Source organism: Actinomadura sp. 1N219, assembly GCF_044326405.1.
Classification (GTDB): Bacteria; Actinomycetota; Actinomycetes; order Streptosporangiales; family Streptosporangiaceae; genus Spirillospora.
The window spans coordinates 1,178,686-1,197,688 of record NZ_JBIRAY010000001.1 but is presented as its reverse complement, the minus strand read 5'-3'; the positions used below and the strand labels follow the sequence as shown (position 1 = coordinate 1,197,688).

The window sequence follows — 19,003 nt, the reverse complement described above, 5'->3', positions numbered from 1 at the left end:
ACCGGCCGCCGGAGCACTTCGACATGAGCGGGCACGTCACGCGACGGCGGATCGCCTTCCACGGCCTGCGCGCGGCCGGCGGTCCGAGCACGGCCGGGCAGCGCGACTTCTGGCGCCGGGTGAACCAGCCGGGCGAACCCGCGTTCGGCGACATGTCCAACGGCGGCCTCGTCCCCGCCGGGCTGTCGGTGGAGCAGGTGCTCGACGGGATCGCCGCCCTGGCGGAACGGCACGAGTCGCTCCGCACGCTCTTCCGCGTGTCCGGCGGTGAGCTGGAGCAGCACGTGCTGGGCTCGGGCGAGATCGAGGTCGAGCTGTTCGACATCGACGGTCTCGACTTCCGGGACGCGGTCGGCGAATGGCGGCCGCAGGCCCCGGACGTCCAGCACGACCCCGGCTCGGAAATGCCGTTCGCCGCGCGGATCGGGCTGTCCGGGGGCGCCCCGGTGCTCTTCCAGCTCTGGATGTCGCACCTGTCCGCCGACTACCTCAGCAGCTGCGTCCTGGCCGGTGAGCTGGTGGAGCTCCTGGAGGGACGGCTCGACCGCCCGGCCGGCGCGCACCCCGTCGCCCAGGCCGAATGGGAACGGTCCCCGGCCGGGCGCCGCGCGCTCGCGCGGGCCGCCGACCATTGGAAGCGCGAACTGGACGCCGCACCGTCCGCGATGTTCCCGGCGCCGGTGGCGGCACCCGAGTCACCGCGCTACTGGCGCGGCGGGCTCCGTTCGCAGCGCGTCCTGCGCGCGGCGAACGAGCTGGCCGTCCGGCATCGGGTCGGCACCACCCACGTCCTGCTGGCGGCGGTGACCGCGCTGCTGGCCCGCCGCACCGGCCGGGACCGGTGTCCGGTGCGGCTCCTGGCGGGCAACCGCAGCCGTCCCGTCCTGCGGCACGCCGTCGGGAACCTCTCCCAGGAGGTGCTCTGCGTCGTCGACCTGAGCTCCGCGACGTCCGCCGGAGGGACGTTCGGCGACGCGGTGCGGGCCGCGTGGAACGCGTCGCTGCGCGCGCAGCGGCACGGCCTGTTCGACCCGCACGAGGTCGCCGGGCTGATCGACGGCGCGGACGCCGACCTCGGCATCGGCTTCAACGACCTGTGGGCGCCCGTCCGCGGCCACCTCGCCGCGTCCGGCGAGCCGCCCGGCCCGACGTCCTTCGCGTGGGAACGGCGGATCGAGAGCGCCAGCGCGACGTTCTTCCTGGAAGTGTTCGAGGTCCTGGAGGACCCGTCCGCGGTCCGGCTGAGCCTGCTCGCCGACACCGCGCACCTTCCGCCTCCGGCGCTAAAGTCGTTCCTGTTCGCCGTCGAGGATCTGCTCGTGGCCGCCGCCGACAGCGACGAGGACCTGCCGCTCCCGCGGGTCCCGCTGCCCGGCGACGGCGCCCGGACCGGCGAAAGAGTGCACGCGTGACCGCCCGCATCGTGAATGTCTCCTTCGTCTCCCCTCCGGCGGTGAAGATGGACGAGTTCGCCGCGCTGTTCGCCGCCGACCCCGGCGGCGACGAGATCGCGCGGGTGATCGGCAACTCCGCGATCGACGCCAAGGGGATGGCGGTCAACCCGTTCGCGGAGGATCCGCGCGGCTGGAGCACCCGGACCCGCATGGACCGCAGCCTGGCCGAGGCCGTCGCGCTGGGCCGCGAGGCCGTCGACCTCGCGCTGCGGCGGGCCGGGGTCGCGGCCTCGGAGGTGGGGCTGCTCGTCACGTCCACGACCACGACGCACTCGGTGCCCGGCCTGGACGCCCTGACCCACGAACTCGGCATGTCCCGCCGCACCCAGGCGCTGTCGCTGGGGCCGATGGGCTGCTACGCGGCCCTGCCCTCGCTGCTGGCCTGCCGCGACTGGGTCGAGGTCCACAAGCGTCCGGCCGTGCTGCTGCTCGTCGACCTGTTCTCGCCGCACCTGCAGCCGCCGCCCTACGACAAGGAGAAGGCGGTGGTGCTCACGCTGTTCGGGGACGGCGCGGCAGCGGTGGTGTTCCGCCCCGACGCCCCGACCGGCCAAGTCGCCGCCGGGCCCGGGCTTGAGATCGTCGACGCCGAGACGCTGGTCGCCCCGGAGCACGCCGCCGACCTCCAGGTCCACCTCGGCGAGCACGGCATGGACGTCCGGCTCGCCCCGACGATGCCCGACGTGGTCGCGAACGCCGTCCCCGGGCTGGTCGGCCCGCTGCTGGCGCGGCACGGCCTGCGCCACGACGACATCGCCTGGTGGGCGCTGCACCCGGGCGGCCGCCGGATCCTCGACCGGGTCGAGGAGAACCTGCGGCTGCCCGAGACCTCCGTCCGGGAGTCGCGCGCGGTGATGCGCTCCTACGGCAACACCGCGGGCCCGGCCGTCATGGCGGTCCTCGAACAGCTGTGGCGGTCGGCCCCCGTGGCGGCGGGCGAACACGTCATGGCGCTGGCCTTCGGTCCGGGCGCCACCCTCTGGGCCCTACTCCTGTGCGGCACGCGTACCGACCCAACCGAGAGGAAACCATGATCCAGATCATCGGCGCCGGATTCGGGCGCACCGGAACGCTCTCCCTCAAGACCGCGCTGGAACAGTTGGACTTCGGCCCCTGCCACCACATGCTCAGCATGCTCGAACGACCGTCGGAGCTGGACGGCTGGGAGGACGCCGCCGACGGCCGGCCCGTGTGGGACGAGATCTACCGCGGCTACCGGAGCACGGTGGACTGGCCGGGCGCGCGGTTCTGGCGCGAGCTCACACAGCACTTTCCGGACGCGAAGGTGATCCTCACCGAGCGCGACCCGGACCGCTGGTACGAGAGCGCCCGGGACAGCATCTATCGCGCCGCCATGGCGGAGGACGACGGCTCCGACCCCGCCCTGTCGCAGATGCGGCGCATGGCGAAGGCGGTCGTCTGGAACGGCCTGTTCGGCGGCCGGTTCGAGGACGCCGAATACGCCAAGGCCGTCTTCGCCCGCCACAACGCGGCCGTCCGGCGGGAGATCCCCGCGAGCCGCCTGCTGGTCTTCGACATCGCGGAGGGCTGGGAGCCGCTGTGCCGGTTCCTGGACGTCCCCGTCCCGGACGAGCCTTTCCCGCACCAGAACGACCGGGCGCGTTTCACCGAAATGCTCGACGGCCGCTCCGCCACGGCGCCGCAGGCGAGCCGGACGGCCGCCCACCAATAATCCGGGGCCGCGAATCCCGGCGTCGGCGGTACTGAATGCCGCCGACGCCGGGACACCCTGACCCCTGGCCCCTGACCCCTGAACGCACAGATGCTCAGCGAGCACAGAGACGAAGATGGGAGCGAATTTTGAAAGTCGGGAGCGGATTCTGTTCGTGTCGTCAGACGAGTTCGGCGGCCGCCAGGCGCATGCCGAGTTCCAGCCGGCTGCGCGCGCCCAGCTCTTGCATGACGTTGCTGACGTGGCGCTGAACGGTGCGGGGAGAGATGTTCAGGGCCCGTGCGGTGGCCTCGGTCGTCATGCCCGTGGCCAGCTTGCGGAAGATGTCGGACTGGAGATCGTTGATCAGATACAGCTCCTCCGGATCGGCGGGCCGCGCCCGGTTCCAGCGCTCCTCGAAGGATTCGAGCATGCCGTCGAACTCGGCGCGGTTGGCGGCGCGGACGTCCAGCGCGCCCCTGTCCTCGTTCCAGACCAGCGCGTTCGTGCGGTCCATCAGCAGCAGGAACGGGAAGGGCCCGTCGTCCGAGCGGACCTCGCCCCTTTCCACCCGGTCCATGACCGGGCGGAGGATCCAGCTCCGGCTTGAGCCCGGGACGATGACGCGGACCCGAGGGCGCGGGCGCGCGCCGAGACTCTGATAAAGGCTGCGCAATATGCCCGGCCAGGCCGGGACCATGCACAGGATCTCGTGGCGGGATTGCTTCACGAAATTCTTCAGCTGTTCTTGCTCACGCATCGACAAATACACCGTTCCCCCGTGCACCAGTGCCGGCGGTGTCCCCCGTGTGGACGTTCCACGCTGAGAACCATAGGGGCGGAGGAGTTCAGGGACATACCGCAGCGAGTTGAGATTCGCTCGAAACTTCTACGGCAGCGGGAGAGAGGCGATCGAAACGGGCGCGGTAATGCGATCATTCAAGCACGATGCCGTCCCGCCGGGCCTCCCGGTAGAGGTCGACCCTGGTCGGAGCCTCCCGGCCGGCCCGGGAATACTTCTCCCTCGCGCGTTCCAGATACTGCTTGACGGTGTACTCGCTGATCCCCATCTGCCGGGCGACCGCCGCGCGGGTCAGCCCGCCGAGCCACAGCCGCATCGTGCGCAGTTCCTGCTCGGAGAACTTCGGACGCTGCTCCTCGGCCTCGGCGAGCATCACGCCGGCCTGCGAGGGCGTGGTGTACGTCTCGCCCGCGTGCACGGCGAGGACGGCCTCGATGAGATGCCGCTGCCCCTCGTTCGACTCCTTGGTGATGAAGGCGCGCGCGCCGGCCTCCTCGGCGCGGCGGACGAGGTCGGGCTCCGCGTACTGGGAGAACACCACGATGCGGTGCCCCGCCGCCGACAGCTCGGCGATGCGGTCGAAGATGAGCTCGCCCGCTATGCGCAGGTCCACGACCAGCACGTCGGCGTCCGTCCCCGGGCCGTCCTCCAGCCCGTCGGGGCCGGAGGCGGTGTGCACGATCTCGATCCCGCGCGGGTCCTCCGCGATCCAGCCGCGGACGCCCGAGAGCACGACGTCCTGGTCGTCGATGACCGCGATCGTCACGTTCCGTCCCATCGCACCTCCAACCAGAGCATGTCGCCGTCACGATCGGTGCTGACGACGACGCCGTCCGCTTTGTTCGCGGGGAGGGCCGGGTCGCCGTCGGAGAGCACGGACACGCTGACGCTTCCCCGGCCGATGGAGACCGCGCGGTGACGCGGGCGTACCGGCGCGCCGCCGCCAGCGCCACGAGCGGGATCTCCGCCAGAGCGGCGCCCGCCTCCGCGGTCAGCGGCGGCAGCCCGCTCACCGGCGCGAGGTCGACGACGACGCCCCGGCGCACCGCCGCGTCGATGCCGGGCTGCAGGGCGCTCATCAGCGGGTAGGGGACGTCCTCGCGCTCGCTCAGCAGCCGCCGCAGCGTGGCCTCGGCGATGGCGCAGCGGTGCCACAGCGCCGGGTCGGCCGGGTCGGCCGTGCCGTCGGCGAGCCCCCGCAGGATCGTCTCGACGTGCTCCCGCACCTCCCGGTACCGCTCCGCGCGCAGCGCCGCGGTCTCCGCGATGACCGTCTCGCGGGTCGCGATCTCCCACTGCTCGGCCGCCGCCTCGGCCATCATGCCGCCGCTCCGCCGGCAGAGCCACGCCCCGCCCATGATGGCGAACGGGGCGCTGGCCGTCCCGAACAGCAGCGCCACGAACCCGGCGGCGTTGTGCCGGTCCACGTCGCCGGTGAGCACCAGGGCGGTGAGGACGATGAGCGCGCTGAGCGCCAGCACCGCCGCCAGTTCGAGGATCGACCGCCGGAGGAGCAGCAGCACGGCGATCAGCCCGACCGTCGTCCACGCCCAATTGATGTTCAGTTGCAGCCCGGCCGGGCAGTTGGCGGCCAGGGCCGCCCCCGTCGCCAGGTTCACGGCGATGAGCGGCCAGGCCGTCCGGGCGTCCCGCCTGCCACGCAGCAGCAGGACGGCGCCCGCCGCGATGAGCAGCAGCTGAAGCGCCCACACGGCGACCGCCGCGCCCGGCGAGCGGAACCGGTCGAAGTGCGCCACCAGCGCGGTGCCCGCCGCGATGACCTGCCAGCCCGCGACCGTGACGACCACGGCCACGTGGTAGGCGCGATTGAACTGGGCCGCGAAGGGGGCCGCCCCGAACGCGGCCGGCGACTCAACCATCGGGCCACCGCAGCGCGACCTTCGTCCCCGCCGACGGCCGCGAGGTGACCTCGGCGGCGCCGCCGACGAGTCCCATGCGCTCCACGATCGACCGGCGGACGCCCAGCCGGTTTCCCGGCACCCGCGCCATCTCGAACCCGGCGCCCCGATCGGTGATCTCCACCGAGACCGTCCCGTCGCGGCGGTGCACGCGCACCGCCGCGCGGGTGACGTCCGCATGCCGCCGGACGTTGCGCAGCGCCTCCTTCGCGGCCCCCACGATGGCCAGGCCGACCGGCTCGGGCAGCTCGACCGGGCGCTCCCCGTCCAGGTCGACGTCGACCTCCAGGTCCGGCGCCATCGTCGCGGCCAGCTCTTCCAGCCCGGCCATCAGGTCGACGTCCCGCTCGGCGGCGGGCGGGGGGCCGGCGGAGTCCGACAGGACGTCCAGCGCCTGCGCGGCGGCCCGCCGCAGCCCTGGCGTGTCGGTCCGGACGCCGCCCGAGCCGACCATGGTGAGGACGGCCAGCACCGAGTCGTGCAGCTGGACCCGCTGGTGCCGTTCGTCCGCCCGGCGCGCGGCCTCGACCATGGCGCGCAGCCGGTCCCGGTCCCGCTCCCGGATGGCCTCGTCGGCCCGCCGGCCGCCGCGGCGCAGCAGCGCCATGACCGCGCCGATCACCACCGCCTCGGCGATCAGCGCCCGGACGAAGCTGGTCACCGCGGGCGCTCCGGCCACGTAGGCGCCGATGATCAGGACCACGAGCGGCACCCCGGCCGCCGGACGCGTCGTGGTCTGCACCACGAACAGCGCCGTGCCGGCCAGCATGACGCCCCAGGTGGTCTCGTCCAGCACCGCCTCGTGCGAGATCAGCCGGTCCTGCAGGGCCAGCGCCGCGCCCACGACCAGGGCGTCACCGGCCACCAGCGGAAACGTCAACCCGCGCCGCAACACCATCAGGGTGAGGAACGCCGCCCACGCCGCCAGGCCGCCGATGACCGCGGCCTGCCAGCCGCGGGACACCCCCGGGTCGTCGTTCAGCGCGGCCGCGAGCCCGGCGAACGCGACGCCGCCGCACCGCAGCGCGACGACGAACCGGCCGACCGGTAGATGGACGGCCAGCTCGGCCGGGCCCGCCCTGGATCGGTTCACCTTGAGCTGCGGGAACGTCATCACCCCGTGTCCAGTCGGTCGCTCTCCGAGAACACGTAGTATGCCTGATTTTTCCTGATCATGACCCCCGGACGTCGGTCATGACACGGCGCTCCCGGCCCCTCACACTTTCAGTTCATACGGGGCTCGTCCGGACGAGCCAGCACAGAAGGGGGCAAACCGATGACACCAGCCGTTCCTCGGGGGCACCGGAGCGGCCTGACCAGCACTCGCGGACGAACGCGTCTCTGCACCGCGCGCCACCGTCCGCCCGCGCCACCCGACCCGCTCGCGGCGGGCGTGGCACGGATCCTCGTCGCCGACGCCCACCCCTCGGTCCGAGCCCGGCTCGTCGCCGCCATCCAGTCCGCCCCGGACCTGCGGGTCGCGGCGGAGGCGGCCGACTGCGACATGGCCGTGGCGCAGGCGGCGCTGACCAAGCCCGACCTGGTCCTCATGGACCTGCACCTGCCCGGCCTGGACGGCCCGTCCGCCGTGGACGACCTCCTTTCGGCGCCGTCCGCGCCCAAGGTCGTCCTCCTGGCCGCTTCCGTAGACGACACGCGCATCGCCGCCATGCTGCGGGGGCGGGCCTCCGGCGTCCTCCTCAAGGACGCCGGCCCGCGGCGGCTGCTGTCCGCGCTCCAATGCGTCGCGGCCGGTGACCACGTCTTCGAACCGGCCATCGCCCGCCATCTCGTCGGCTCCTATGCCGACGACCGGACCGCCCAGCTCCCACCGCCCGGACTCGATCCGCTCACCCCTCGCGAGAGGCAGGTCCTCGAACGGGTGGGCAAGGGAGGCTCGAACGCCGACATCGCCCGCCGCATGCACCTCAGCGAGGCCACGGTGAAGACGCACCTGAACCGTGCCATGGCCAAGCTCGAACTCTCCAGCCGCGCCCAGGTGGTGACGTTCGCCTACGAGACCGGCCTGGTCACCCCCCGCCACTGAACCAGTCCCGGTGAGCGCCGGGCCGCCGGAACAAGGGGCCCGACGGCCCGGCGCTCAAGCGGCCAGCGATGCCCTGCGGCGGCGCTGATAGGACAGGGTGACCGCGGCCAGAAGTGGAGCCCACGCCACCAGCGGCAGGTACAGCACTCCCACGAGGGTGTGCCCGAGGTCGGTCATGTCGTCGTGCGGCGTGGCCCACCACAGCAGCAAGGGCGTCCACGCCACGGTCAGGACCGCGACCCCCAGCCAACGCCAGACCGATCCGCCACAGGCTCGACGGCAACGCGACCAAAGCGGCCACATGCGCGGCCCGCCGCGCCCACCGAGGCGCCGGGACGACAGCGAGGACAGCGAGGACAGCGGGTTCAGGCCGGACGGCAACGGACGCAGCAGCGATCATGGTGATCATCCTGGTCAGAGTGCGGCACCGTCACCTCCCGCCGCGGAGGCAAGCGTCTCCCTCGCAGGAGGGAAAGCTCCGTTCCGGCGTTGGGTCAGCGCGGCGGTGCTGCCGGAAGCCGGACGTGCAGCCACGTCATGCCGGTGAAGTCGAGCCATACCGCGTCCGGGGTACGGACCAGCCGCAGGACGACGTTGTCGCATCCCGGGCATCGGGCGACCATCCCGGGCGCGCGGTCGTAGACCATCAGCGTGGCGATCGGGCCGGTGAGCCCGCAATTGACGCAGCGGCCCTCGGCCACCGTGACGTCCACGGCGAACAGTTCGCTCAGCGGGCCTGCGAGCGCGTTGCCGTCCACATGGCCGTGGGGGTCCTGTCGATGGCGCAGGGTCATGTCGATCAGCCTCCGCTCAGCCGAAGCGCTCGGTCTTGATCCGCCGGGGGTCGTGGCCGTGGGCGAGCAGCAGGTCGGCGGCCGACTCCACGAATCCGGTCGGCCCGCAGACGAAGCAGTCGCGGTCGGCGTCCGCCGGGTCGAGGTCGGCCGCGGTCAGCCGTCCGGGCGGGCGCGGCCAGCCGTCCGGGGCGCCGCGGGTGAAGATGCAGGTCACGTCCAGGCCAGGGTCGGGACGCCGCAGTTCCTCGGCGAAATACACCTCGGAAGGCGTGCGGACGGAATAGAGCAGCGTGAACGGCGTCTCGTCCCCGGAAAGGCGGCGGGCGCGGATCATGGCCATCAGCGGCGCGATTCCGGAACCGCCCGCGACGAGCAGGACGGCGCGTCCCGTCCCCGGCCGCCAGACGAACCAGCCGCCGACCGGGCCGCGCAGTTCCACCGGATCGCCGGCGCCGATGACGTCGGTCAGATAAGTGGACACCTCGCCGTCCGCTATCCGCTGGACGGCCAGTTCCACCCGGTCGGGAGCGGAAAGCGAATAGCTCCGCTGCGCGGTGTAGCCGTCGTCGGCCGTGAGCCGAACGTCGACGTGCTGACCGGCCAGATGCCCCGGCCAATCCGGCACGTCGAAGAGCAGTGTGCGGGCCGTTTCAGTCTCCTGCCGCGTTTCGGCCAGCCGTGCCACGCGCCAGGCTAGTCGCCCTGGTAACGCTGTTCGCGCCATGGATCCCCGTAATCGTGGTAGCCGGCGCTCTCCCAGAAACCCGGCTCGTCGTCGGTGAGCAGCGTGATTCCGCGCACCCATTTCGCCGACTTCCAGAAGTAAAGGTGCGGCACCAGCAGCCGGGCGGGGCCGCCGTGTTCGGGCGCCAGGTCCTCGCCGTCATAGCGGTGGACGACCCACGCCTGCCCGTTCAGGACGTCCTCAAGGGGCAGATTGGTGGTGTAGCCGCCGTAGGAATGCGCGAGCACGTAGTCGGCTTCGGTTTCGACATCGGCGAGCAGGACGTCCAGCGACACCCCCTGCCATTCCGTGCCCAGCTTGGACCATTTGGTGACGCAGTGGATGTCCACCCGCGGCGTCTCGGACGGCAGATCCAGGAATTCACGCCACGTCCAGCGGTGCTCCCGCCCGGATTCCGTGGTGACGGTGAACTCCCATTCGTCCGCCGGGATCCGCGGGGTCGGGCCCGCGGACAGCACTGGGAAGTCGTCGGTCAGGTATTGTCCCGGCGGCAGTTCGACGGCGGTGTCCCGCCGCCGGCCGTGGAAGCCGGGCGAAACGATCCCCATCTCAGCATCCTCTCGGCGAGCGGAGCGGGTCGGTTCATGTCCTGCTGTTTCGTTCCCGCCGAAGGCGATATGACGCGGGGCTACTACCCATGAGGCCCCAAGGATTCATTACGGACTGATGGGCGAGCCGCCGGCCATCGGCGTGCGGACCCTGAGTGGCTCACGATTTCCGCAGTGGGCGGAACGCGGCCCGCACTTCGGCGGAGAAGAGTTCAGGCTCCTCCCAGGCGGCGAAGTGGCCGCCGCGGTCGACCTCGTTGAAGTAGGCGAGGTCGGGGTAGACCGCCTCGACCCAGCTGCGCGGGGCGGCCCAGATCTCGCCGGGGAACGTGGTGAAGGCGACCGGGACCGAGACCGGCGGAGGAGCCTGACCGGCCGCGTGGGCGCGTCCGAATTCCCAGTACCACCGGGCGGCCGAGGCGCCGGTGCCCGTCAGCCAGTACAGCGTGATGTCGTCGACGATGCTCTCGCGGGTGAGGCCGCCCACGGGCCGGCCGTCGACGAACGCGCGGGAGAACTTGTAGTAGCTGTCGGTGTCGTGGTCGAGCATCCAGGCCGCCAGCCCGACAGGCGAATCCAGCAGGGAGTAGCCGATCGTCTGCGGCCGGGTGGACTGCTCCAGGAAGTAGCCGAAGCCGTCCGTCGTGAACGCGGTGACCGCATCGTGCGCAGCGCGTTCCTGCTCCGTCTGCGCCGGCAATTGGTCCTTGAGCCCGATCGCCGCGCCGAGCAGGTTGACGTGGACGCCGATCAGCCCCGGGGGCGCCTGGCGGGCCATCGCGTCGGCGACGTCCGCGCCCACGTCGCCTCCTTGGGCGACGTAGCGCGTGTATCCGAGGCGGTCCATCAGCTCCGCCCACGCGCGCGCGATGCGGCCGGAGCCCCAGCCGAGTTCGGCCGGCTCGCCCGAGAAGCCGTAGCCGGGTAAGGACGGCAGCACCAGGTGGAAGGCGTCCTCGGCCAGTCCGCCGTGCGCGGTCGGGTCGGTGAGCGGGCCGACGACCTCCAGCAGCTCGACGATCGAGCCCGGCCAGCCGTGCGTCATGATCAACGGCAGCGCGTTCTCGTGCCGCGACCGCACATGGACGAAGTGGATCTCGACGCCGTCGATGCCGGTCGTGTACTGCGGCAGCGCGTTCAGCCTGGTCTCGAACGCGCGCCAGTCGTGCTCGGTCGTCCAGTAGCGGGCCAGCTCCTGGACGGTCGCGAGCTGCACGCCCTGGGAGCGGTCGGCGACCAGCTCCCGGGTGGGCCAGCGCGCGGCGGCGATCCGGCGATGCATGTCGGCGATCGCCTCTCCCGGCGTGTCGAGCCGGAAGGGACGGATCTCGTGGGCGTCGGACATGTTCTCCACCTGCCGGTCGAGTCGCCCGACACCGGGACGGCGGCGAGGTGCACGCTTGATACCCGTTTGTCCCGATCTACACCAGCCAGGCGTGGACTTGGCCTGTCACGGTCACACCGTCCGCGTCCTATCGCTGTGCCGGGGGCCGCGCTTGCGCGCCGGCGATGATGAAGTCGGCCGTTCTTTCGAGGAAGGCGTCGTCGAGCGGCCGGCCGAGCATGAGCAGGTGGAAGTAGAGCGGCCCGGAGAGCATCTCCAGCAGGAAGTCGGGGTCGCAATCGGCCGGGAGCTCGCCGCGCTCGATGGCGCGTACGAAGATCGCTCCCGAGGTCCGGAAGCGCGCCGGCCAGAACGTGTCGAGGAGTTCGTACAGGTCGGCGTTGTCGGTGGAGCGCGGCCCGGTCTCGCGCACCAGCGCCGCGATCCAGGGGGTGCGGAAGCCGTCCCTGATCTCCTTGAGCAGTTCGATCAGGTCTCCGCGCAGGCTGCCGGTATCGGCCGGTGGCACGAGGTCGCCGCGGCGTTCGACGAGGGCGGTCGACACCAGGCCGGTCTTGGTGCCCCAGCGGCGGTAGACGGTGCTCTTGTTGACGCCGGCGCGTTCGGCCACCGCGTCGATGCGCAGCGCGGCGTAGCCGACCTCGCCGAGTTCGGCGAGGGTCGCGTCGATGACCGCCTCGCGCACGCGCGCCGTCCGGCCGCCCGGCCGGGTCGTGGCCGCGTCGGCATGCAGATGCTGGACGTCGTCGAGCGGATCTCCGGGCATCCAGGCAGGTTAGAGCCCCGCCGACCCTTGACGCAACCCAGTGGCGCGTTAACGGGCACGCAAAAGCGCCAGGTTGTTGCATTTAGCCGGAGAGCCGGTTACAGTCGTTAACGCAACCAACAGTCGCATCAAGTTCTCTTCTGGAGGAGAGCCGCCATGATCTACCACCAGATCCGGATCGCCATGAAGCCCGACGCCCCCGCCGACAAGGTCGAGCACGCGCTCGAACTGCTGCGCAGGATGGGACGCGAGCTGGACGTCGTCGAGTTCTTCCTGGTCGGCCGCGACGTCGGCGGCGACTTCCACTACGGCGCCATGTACGCGCTCAAGGACGTCGACGCCTACCGCGCCTACATGTACGCGCCGCTGCACCGCGAGATCGACGCGTACGGCCTGCCGCTGGTCGCCAACATGATCTCCCAGGACCTGACCGACGATCCCGACCCCGAGATCGGCGACAAGATCGCCAAGGTGCACGCCGACCGCTTCGCCGATCACCCCGAGCTGCTCGACCTCGTCCAGGACCTCGGCTCCTACCAGGGCAGCGGCGTCCCCGGCGAAGGTCCGGCGACCACGTGAGCCGGCGGCCGGGGGACGACGGGGGACGGCCCGGCACCGTCCCCCGGCCACGGCCGCACCGCAGCGGATCCGACGAGCCACAGCGGATCCGATCCACGCCCCGAACCCGAGGACGGCCATGAGACCGACGAGCCCCCGCGCGACCTTCCTGGTCCTGGCCGCGGGCAGCGGCGCCTTCGCGATGCTGCAGTCCCTGGTCACCCCCGTCCTGCCGACGATCCAGGCAGAGCTGCACACCTCACAGAGCACCGTCACCTGGGTGATAACCGCCAACCTGCTGTCGGCCGCGATCTTCACACCGATCCTGGGCCGGGTCGGCGACGCCTTCGGCAAGCGGCGCGCCCTGGTCGCCGTCCTGGTCACGCTGGCCGCCGGGTGCCTGCTGGCCGCGCTCGCGCCCAACATCGGCGTCCTGCTCGCCGCCCGCGCCGTGCAGGGCGCGGCCGGCGCGGTCTTCCCGCTGTCCTACGGGATCATCCGCGACCGGTTCCCGGCCGAGCGCGTCGCCGTCGGCGTCGGCGGCGTCTCCGCCGTCATCGCCGCCGGCGGCGGGACGGGCATCGTGCTCGCCGGCCCGATCGTCGAGGCCCTGGGCTACGCCTGGCTGTTCTGGATCCCGATGCTCATCGCCGGGCTGGCCGCGCTGGCCGCCTACCTGCTGCTGCCGTCCTCGCCGACGTCGCGGACCGCCCGTTTCAGCTGGCCGGCCGCGGTCCTGCTGTCGGCCTGGCTGGTCGCCCTGCTGCTGGCCGTCAGCAACGGCCCCGAATGGGGCTGGACCTCACCCGCCGTCCTCGGCCTGCTCATCGCCGCCGCGGCGACCCTGGCCGCGTGGATCGTCGCGGAACTGCGGTCGGCGCACCCGCTGATCGACATGCGCATGATGCGGCTGACCGCGGTCTGGACGACCAACCTGGTCGCGCTGCTGTTCGGCGCGGGCCAGTTCGCGCTGTTCGCCTTCCTGCCGCAGTTCGTCCAGACCCCCGCCGGCGCGGGTTACGGATTCGGCTCCACGGTCACCGAGGCGGGCCTGCTCCTGCTGCCGATGCTCGCCGCCATGTTCGTGGCCGGGCTGGTCAGCGGCCCCATCGAGCGGGTCGTCGACTCCAGGCTCCAGCTGGCCGCCGGCTCGGCGCTCAGCCTGGCGGCCTTCGCCGCACTCGCCCTCACCCACTCCGCGCAATGGCAGATCGCCGCGGCCGCCGCGCTGTTCGGCGCGGGCCTCGGCCTGGCCCTGTCGTCGATGACGAACCTGATCGTCACCAGCGTCCCCGCCCACCAGACCGGCGCGGCCGGCGGCATGAACGCCAACATCCGCACCATCGGCGGCGCCGTCGGAACGGCCATCGTGGGCAGCATCGTCACCGCCGCCCCGCACTCCACCGGCCTCCCCCGCGAAGCCGGCTACACCTCCGCCTTCCTCCTGCTCGCCGCCGTCTCCGCCGCGGCCGTGGCCGCCACGCTCCTCATCCCGTCCAGCCGCCGCACCGCCCCCACCCACCGCGCCCCAACCCCCACGCCGGCCCCGGCTACGGTGCGGGATGGGAGCGGGCGACGGCCTGGGTGAGCGCGGTGACGTGCTCGGCGAGCGCCGTGACCAGCGCGGGCGGATCGCGGACGGTGAAGGGCCAGGGCAGGCCGGTGAGGATGCGCGCCATGGCGGGCAGGTTCTCCGCGCCGCTGACCAGCAGCACGCCGCCGTCCGGGCATGGGCGCAGGTCGCCGAAGGTGGCCGACAGATGGTCGCGGGCAGTCCGCAGGTCGGTGTCGAGCCATACCTCGGTGCGGTGCGTCCAGGCGCCGAGCGTCAACGTGTGCAGCACGTGGCCGTGATCGCGCGGGCGCCAGTCATCTCGGCGATCGCCGTGGGATGCGCGCAGGAGACGACCGCACGGTGGCGGCAACCAATACCTTTTACGGGTTGTTATCAAGAGACTACATATTGTAACGATAGGGGGGATGTTCCTCGTCACCGAACGATCAGGGAGTAATCATGATCAAGCGCGTTCCCCTAGCCGGCCTCGTCCTGGCCGCCACCGTCTTGCCGCTGGCCGCCCCGGCAGCTGCCGCGGGCCCGGCCACCGCTCAGGCGGCCCGCGGGGTGCTGTGGGTCAACGACCAGCGGTACGTCGACCCCGCCGGCTGCTACAACGCCACCCAGTTTCCGCTGACCGCCAGCAACGCAACCGACACGGAGGCGCTCATCTACGACGAGCTGCACTGCGAGGGACTCGTCATCGGAAAGCTTCCACCCGACGGTCAGCGCCACGTCGTCGAGTTCGGCAAAAGCATCCGCATCTACTGACCCGAGGCGCAGCACGGCCCTGGGGTCGAGTGTCGCGGTCGAGCGGGATGTCGTGCAGGGCGGCCGCCCATGCCTGGTCGGCGGCGACGTTGGGACGCCGGTTATCGAACGCGCTCGCGTGGGCGAGCAAGGTTGCGGCTTCACCGGGGTTCATGACGGTCCCTGGTCTTGCGGGGTGGCGTACTGCGCGATGCGAGCGGCGGGCCTGCAGGCTCATCGCGTCGTACTTCTCACGGAGCTGGGCAGGCTGAGGATGTTCGAGCGCCAGAACTCGTGATCCTGGCACCACTCGATCGCGGTGTGGATCTCCTGCTCGGGGCGGCTGTCCTTGTCGAGCATCAGGCGGGCGGCGTCCCGCCACTTCTTTGTGATCGTGGGACGCTTGGCGCCGTTGCCCTCGACGCGGTCGGCGAAGTGGACGCAGATCCGTTCGACGTCGGCCCCCGGAGGATCGGAGTCTCGCGGAGCGAGCGCCGACGATGGCGGCGAAGCGCCCTGCCGGGGACGTCGAGCTACTGTTCCCTGGCCTGTCCGGCGGCGTCCGGAACCCGTCCAACGCCAACCGGGACATCAAGGATGTCCTCGACCGGCTGGACGCCGAGCGGTTCGGATGGGTCACCTCGCACACGTTCCGGAAGACCGTCGCGACCCGGCTCGACGAAGCCGGCCTGAGCGCCCGTGCCATCGCCGACCACCTCGGCCACGCGAAGCCCTCGATGACGATGGACATCTACATGGGGCGGAACGTGGCGTCGGCCGAGGCAGCCAAGGTCCTGGGCAAGGACGGTTCATAAAGTGGGCGGGCAGCAAAGAAGCCGCCGATCAGAACTCGTCTGATCAGCGGCTTCATGTGCCGTGGAGGTGGCGGGAATCGAACCCGCGTCCTTCGGTGATGAGTCAGGGCTTCTCCGGGTGCAGCCTGCTTGGCGTTTTCTCAGTCCCGGCGCTCACGCAGGCGTGTCGCCGACGGACTCAGTCGCTGTTCGGTTTCCCTACCGGCCCCGCGACCGGGCCGGCAGGTGGAGTCTCCTTACGATGCCAGACCCCGGGTCGGAGACGCACCCGGGCTGACAGAGTTCGCTACTCGCTCAGGCGGCGAGAGCGAACTCGGACTGCTGCTTGTTGGCAGTTATTGGTTTGCTGTCACAGGATTTACGAGGTCACAACAGCAACCCTCGACCCGCTTCCCCTGGCTCGAACGACCGAAGTCGAAGCCGGTCACCCCCATGTTGAGTTGTCAAACGGGCGTCCGGGGACAGCCGCACGATGACGTTACAAGGTTAACGCGTGAAGGGGCAACGTGATTCCCGGCAGCCGTGAACCCCGGTGAGCGCGAACTGGTCGCGCCCACCGGGGTCGACCGGCAGGGTCGGGCCGGTCCGGACGGCAGAGCCTCCCCCGAGTCGAGGCTCTGGCCTCATCACGGCGACTGAGTCCGCAACCCCCCAAGCGGAGTCTCAGTCACCCGTAAAGACGCTCGGGGGCGGCGGGTTAGTTGCGCCCGGCGCGTAAAAGGATCACAAAGTCGGCTATCCGGCGGCGCGACCTGTGGGAGTGCCGGTCAGGAACCTGGCGGCGAGCTGGGGGGTGTTGACGCGGCCCTCGACGGCGATGGCGAAGGCGCGGTCGCCGCTGGAACCGACGAACCAGGAGATCGTCTTGGTCTGCCCGTCCCGCTGGTAGGTGGCGAGCGCGGCGACGCCGACGACGTCGCCCGAGACGCGGGCGCCGCGGGCGTTGCCGAGCTTGGCGTTGCGTCCGAGGACCTTCTTGAGGCTGGCGATGGACTCGGGCCGCAGGTTCTGCGGAGGGGGCGCCTGGACGGTCTTCGGGATGTCCGAGAGGACGTACGGCGGCTTCCAGGTGCCGTTCTGCGCGGCGGCGGCGACCAGGGCCATCGCGAGGGGGCTCACCTCGACCCTGCCTTCGCCGACCATGGCGGCGGCCTTCTCGCCGTCGTCGGCGGGCGTCGGGACGGAGCCGGTGAACGCCGGGACGAGCAGCCCCCAGTTCTGGCCGACGCCGAGCTGCCCGGCCTCCTTGACGAGGGTCTGCGCGTCCAGCTTGCCGCTCAGCTGCGCGAGGGTCGTCTTGCAGGACGCGGCGAAGTGGTTCGCGAAGGGCCCGTCAGGACGCGCCTTGTTGCTGAACGTCTTGTTTCCGACGGTCAGCTTGCCAGGGCAGGTGGTCTCCGTGGCGTGGTTCATCCCGGCCTGGGAGAACAGCGCCTCGGCGGACACGATCCCGAACGTCAGCCCAGGCGGGTAGTGGCCCTCGAACGCGAGGTTCTGGCCCTTCGTCCCGTGGTTGGAGACGGCCAGCACCTCGCCGGTGCTCGGGCGCACGGCCACCATGGACGCGGGGTACGGCACCCCGTCGAGGGCGAAGTCGGCGCGGCGCTGGTAGCCGGGGTCGAGCGTCGTCCGGACGACCTGCGGGTCCTGGCCGGGCCAGGAACGCAGCTCCTCGGTGTTCTTGCCCGTCTCGTCCTGCGCCACGACCCGGACGGTGGGCGTCCCGGCGAGGCGGCGCTGCTGGAGGAGCTGGATCCCGCTGACGCCGATGGTGTCGCCCGGCTGGTAGGGGGCGCCGACCTGCTGGAGGCGGTCGGCGGTGGCGGGGCCGAGGCCGCCGATCAGCTCGGGCGCGTACGCGGGCGCGATGGGGGCCTTGACGCCCTGGAACCGGATGCCCGGGACGCGGTTGAGCTGCTGGATCAGCTTGGCGTGCGTCGGCATCTCAAGGGTGAGGAGCGGGAGGAACTCCTGCGGCGGGGCGGACTGGACGCGGCCGAGGAGGCGTTCGGCGTCCAGCCGGCGGCCGCCGTCGATCTTCGTCTGCTTGGCGAGCAGGTCGAGGGTCTTCTGCGGGTCGGCGAGCTGCCCGGGGAACACGCCGACCATGTAGGCGTCGACCGCCCGCAGCATGGAGCGGCCCTGCGTGTCGGTGATGGGCGCGCGCTTCGGCACCTCCGTCACGACCGCGAGCCGCTGCCCGGGTTTCAGCTTCGTGTGGATGATGGACGGGCTCCAGACGACCTTCCACTTGCCGCCGACGCGCCGCAGATGCATCAGCCCCGGGTACTCCCACGGCTGGCCGTTCTCCCCGAGGTCGATCTTCACGGTGAAGCGCGCGTCGGCCTCGTCGCCCTTCTTGACGATCTGGTCGACGTCGCTGCCCTTGACCTGGGTGCCGAGGGACAGCCGCAGGGACGCGGCGTCCAGCTGCTGCCGGACGCGGCTGAGCGCGTCCTCGACCTGCTGCCTGTCGATGCCGACGGTCCGTCCGGCGGCCGCCTCGTAGTTGCCGACCTGCCAGGCGATGAGGAAGTCGCGGACGGCGGGCATCGCCGAAGGCTCGGCCCAGCATCCCGTCGTCAGGGACGCGACGAGGGCGCCGCAGACCGCGAGGGACGCGCCCTGACGCCTGCGCGTCCGCGCGCCCAGCGGAGCCCGCGCGCCCCGCATGTCCCGCTTGCCCCGCGCGGAACGCCTACGGCCACGGTTGGTCATCGGCACCCTTCACCGTCTCCTGAACCGGGCCGCCGCCGCCTTCTGCATCTCCCGCTCGGCTTCCCGCTTTGCGATGGCCTGGCGCTTGTCGTACGCCTTCTTACCACGGGCCAGGCCGATCTCGACCTTGGCCCTCCCGTCCTTGAAGTAGAGGGACAGCGGGATCAGCGTCCAGCCGGGCTCCTCCGACCTGGTGATGATCTTCTGGATCTCGCGGCGGTGCAGCAGCAGCTTGCGGCGCCTGCGGGGGGCGTGGTTGGTCCAGGTGCCCTGCGTGTACTCGGGGATGTGGACGTTCTCCAGCCACACCTCCCCGTCCCGGACGTGCGCGTAGCCGTCGGCGAGGGAGGCGCGTCCGGCGCGCAGCGCCTTCACCTCGGTGCCCATCAGCACCATGCCCGCCTCCCACGTGTCGTCGATGTGGTAGTCGTAGCGGGCCCGCTTGTTCTTGGCGATGAGCCTGTGCCCGGCGGCGTCCTTGTCCTTCTTGCGCCCGGTGTCGCGTGCCACGT

General features: G+C 71.5%; 22 protein-coding genes and 1 other RNA gene. 10 read left to right on the top strand and 13 right to left on the bottom strand.

Translation table 11 applies throughout. The features are described from left to right. Positions 1-23 precede the first annotated feature (23 nt). The 3 genes from ACH35V_RS05425 to ACH35V_RS05415 are packed head-to-tail and all read left to right on the top strand — an operon-like array spanning position 24 to position 3,147. Positions 24-1,412, top strand: coding sequence for a condensation domain-containing protein (locus tag ACH35V_RS05425; RefSeq protein WP_395970396.1), 1,389 nt, complete (start codon positions 24-26; stop codon positions 1,410-1,412). Next, positions 1,409-2,488 carry a type III polyketide synthase gene (locus ACH35V_RS05420; RefSeq protein WP_395970395.1) on the top strand — a complete coding sequence of 360 codons (1,080 nt, stop codon included), beginning with the start codon at positions 1,409-1,411 and terminating at the stop codon, positions 2,486-2,488. The genes ACH35V_RS05425 and ACH35V_RS05420 overlap by 4 nt, the downstream gene beginning before the upstream one ends. Beyond that, the gene (locus ACH35V_RS05415) at positions 2,485-3,147 is read left to right on the top strand and encodes a sulfotransferase family protein (RefSeq protein WP_395970394.1); all 663 of its coding nucleotides are present in this window, start codon (positions 2,485-2,487) and stop codon (positions 3,145-3,147) included. The genes ACH35V_RS05420 and ACH35V_RS05415 overlap by 4 nt, the downstream gene beginning before the upstream one ends. A 160-nt stretch (positions 3,148-3,307) precedes the next feature. Here ACH35V_RS05415 and ACH35V_RS05410 read toward each other — a convergent pair whose 3' ends face one another. Together ACH35V_RS05410 and ACH35V_RS05405 are read right to left on the bottom strand one after the other, a co-directional pair. Next, positions 3,308-3,913: a LuxR C-terminal-related transcriptional regulator gene (locus ACH35V_RS05410; protein WP_395970393.1), complete on the bottom strand. Its 606-nt coding sequence runs from the start codon at positions 3,911-3,913 to the stop codon at positions 3,308-3,310. Positions 3,914-4,061: 148 nt separating this feature from the next. Further along, positions 4,062-4,706, bottom strand: coding sequence for a response regulator (locus ACH35V_RS05405; RefSeq protein WP_395970392.1), 645 nt, complete (start codon positions 4,704-4,706; stop codon positions 4,062-4,064). A 137-nt stretch (positions 4,707-4,843) separates the two neighbouring features. On the opposite strand from ACH35V_RS05405, the gene ACH35V_RS05400 reads away from it, so the two are divergent. Then, complete coding sequence (locus ACH35V_RS05400) at positions 4,844-5,017, top strand: hypothetical protein (protein WP_395970391.1); 174 nt, start codon at positions 4,844-4,846, stop codon at positions 5,015-5,017. Between the two features lie 36 nt (positions 5,018-5,053). Further along, positions 5,054-5,629: a hypothetical protein gene (locus tag ACH35V_RS05395; protein WP_395970390.1), complete on the top strand. Its 576-nt coding sequence runs from the start codon at positions 5,054-5,056 to the stop codon at positions 5,627-5,629. A gap of 171 nt (positions 5,630-5,800) precedes the next feature. Here the strand turns inward: ACH35V_RS05395 and ACH35V_RS05390 are convergent, their stop codons facing one another. Continuing rightward, positions 5,801-6,961, bottom strand: coding sequence for an ATP-binding protein (locus ACH35V_RS05390; RefSeq protein ID WP_395970389.1), 1,161 nt, complete (start codon positions 6,959-6,961; stop codon positions 5,801-5,803). A 279-nt stretch (positions 6,962-7,240) separates the two neighbouring features. Between ACH35V_RS05390 and ACH35V_RS05385 the strand changes: the two genes are divergently transcribed. Continuing rightward, positions 7,241-7,894: a LuxR C-terminal-related transcriptional regulator gene (locus tag ACH35V_RS05385; RefSeq protein ID WP_395970388.1), complete on the top strand. Its 654-nt coding sequence runs from the start codon at positions 7,241-7,243 to the stop codon at positions 7,892-7,894. A 54-nt stretch (positions 7,895-7,948) separates the two neighbouring features. On the opposite strand, the gene ACH35V_RS05380 is transcribed toward ACH35V_RS05385, so the two are convergent. The 6 genes from ACH35V_RS05380 to ACH35V_RS05355 form a co-directional block, all read right to left on the bottom strand. Continuing rightward, the gene (locus tag ACH35V_RS05380) at positions 7,949-8,119 is read right to left on the bottom strand and encodes a hypothetical protein (protein WP_395970387.1); all 171 of its coding nucleotides are present in this window, start codon (positions 8,117-8,119) and stop codon (positions 7,949-7,951) included. 269 nt (positions 8,120-8,388) lie between these two features. Next, positions 8,389-8,688 carry a DUF6510 family protein gene (locus tag ACH35V_RS05375; protein ID WP_395970386.1) on the bottom strand — a complete coding sequence of 100 codons (300 nt, stop codon included), beginning with the start codon at positions 8,686-8,688 and terminating at the stop codon, positions 8,389-8,391. Positions 8,689-8,704: 16 nt separating this feature from the next. Then, positions 8,705-9,376 carry a ferredoxin reductase gene (locus ACH35V_RS05370; RefSeq protein ID WP_395970385.1) on the bottom strand — a complete coding sequence of 224 codons (672 nt, stop codon included), beginning with the start codon at positions 9,374-9,376 and terminating at the stop codon, positions 8,705-8,707. An 8-nt stretch (positions 9,377-9,384) separates the two neighbouring features. Next, positions 9,385-9,984, bottom strand: a complete 600-nt coding sequence (locus ACH35V_RS05365; protein WP_395970384.1) for a sulfite oxidase-like oxidoreductase — start codon at positions 9,982-9,984, stop codon at positions 9,385-9,387. 160 nt (positions 9,985-10,144) lie between these two features. Then, positions 10,145-11,329 (bottom strand): epoxide hydrolase family protein, encoded by a 1,185-nt coding sequence (locus ACH35V_RS05360; RefSeq protein WP_395970383.1) that lies wholly within the window; start codon positions 11,327-11,329, stop codon positions 10,145-10,147. 127 nt (positions 11,330-11,456) lie between these two features. Beyond that, positions 11,457-12,095, bottom strand: a complete 639-nt coding sequence (locus ACH35V_RS05355; RefSeq protein WP_395970382.1) for a TetR/AcrR family transcriptional regulator — start codon at positions 12,093-12,095, stop codon at positions 11,457-11,459. A gap of 156 nt (positions 12,096-12,251) precedes the next feature. Between ACH35V_RS05355 and ACH35V_RS05350 the strand changes: the two genes are divergently transcribed. Both ACH35V_RS05350 and ACH35V_RS05345 read left to right on the top strand, forming a co-directional pair. Next, entirely contained in the window at positions 12,252-12,674 is a 423-nt protein-coding gene (locus tag ACH35V_RS05350; RefSeq protein WP_395970381.1) for a Dabb family protein, read from the top strand. Between the two features lie 118 nt (positions 12,675-12,792). Continuing rightward, complete coding sequence (locus tag ACH35V_RS05345; RefSeq protein WP_395970380.1) at positions 12,793-14,241, top strand: MFS transporter; 1,449 nt, start codon at positions 12,793-12,795, stop codon at positions 14,239-14,241. Here ACH35V_RS05345 and ACH35V_RS05340 read toward each other — a convergent pair. Beyond that, positions 14,204-14,497, bottom strand: a complete 294-nt coding sequence (locus tag ACH35V_RS05340; protein WP_395970379.1) for a hypothetical protein — start codon at positions 14,495-14,497, stop codon at positions 14,204-14,206. The two genes, ACH35V_RS05345 and ACH35V_RS05340, sit on opposite strands and share 38 nt — an antisense overlap. A 170-nt stretch (positions 14,498-14,667) precedes the next feature. Here ACH35V_RS05340 and ACH35V_RS05335 point away from each other — a divergent pair, with 170 nt between their 5' ends. Together ACH35V_RS05335 and ACH35V_RS05330 are read left to right on the top strand one after the other, a co-directional pair. Further along, positions 14,668-14,979, top strand: coding sequence for a hypothetical protein (locus tag ACH35V_RS05335; RefSeq protein WP_395970378.1), 312 nt, complete (start codon positions 14,668-14,670; stop codon positions 14,977-14,979). A 479-nt stretch (positions 14,980-15,458) separates the two neighbouring features. Beyond that, complete coding sequence (locus ACH35V_RS05330; protein WP_395970377.1) at positions 15,459-15,773, top strand: tyrosine-type recombinase/integrase; 315 nt, start codon at positions 15,459-15,461, stop codon at positions 15,771-15,773. A gap of 59 nt (positions 15,774-15,832) precedes the next feature. Here the strand turns inward: ACH35V_RS05330 and ssrA are convergent. The 3 genes from ssrA to smpB form a co-directional block, all read right to left on the bottom strand. Continuing rightward, positions 15,833-16,205: a transfer-messenger RNA gene (gene ssrA, locus ACH35V_RS05325) on the bottom strand. A 303-nt stretch (positions 16,206-16,508) separates the two neighbouring features. Next, the gene (locus tag ACH35V_RS05320) at positions 16,509-18,491 is read right to left on the bottom strand and encodes a penicillin-binding transpeptidase domain-containing protein (protein WP_395970376.1); all 1,983 of its coding nucleotides are present in this window, start codon (positions 18,489-18,491) and stop codon (positions 16,509-16,511) included. A 9-nt stretch (positions 18,492-18,500) separates the two neighbouring features. After that, a complete protein-coding gene (gene smpB, locus ACH35V_RS05315; RefSeq protein ID WP_395970375.1) occupies positions 18,501-19,001 on the bottom strand; it encodes an SsrA-binding protein SmpB in 501 nt (166 codons plus the stop codon). Between the last annotated feature and the right edge of the window lie 2 nt (positions 19,002-19,003).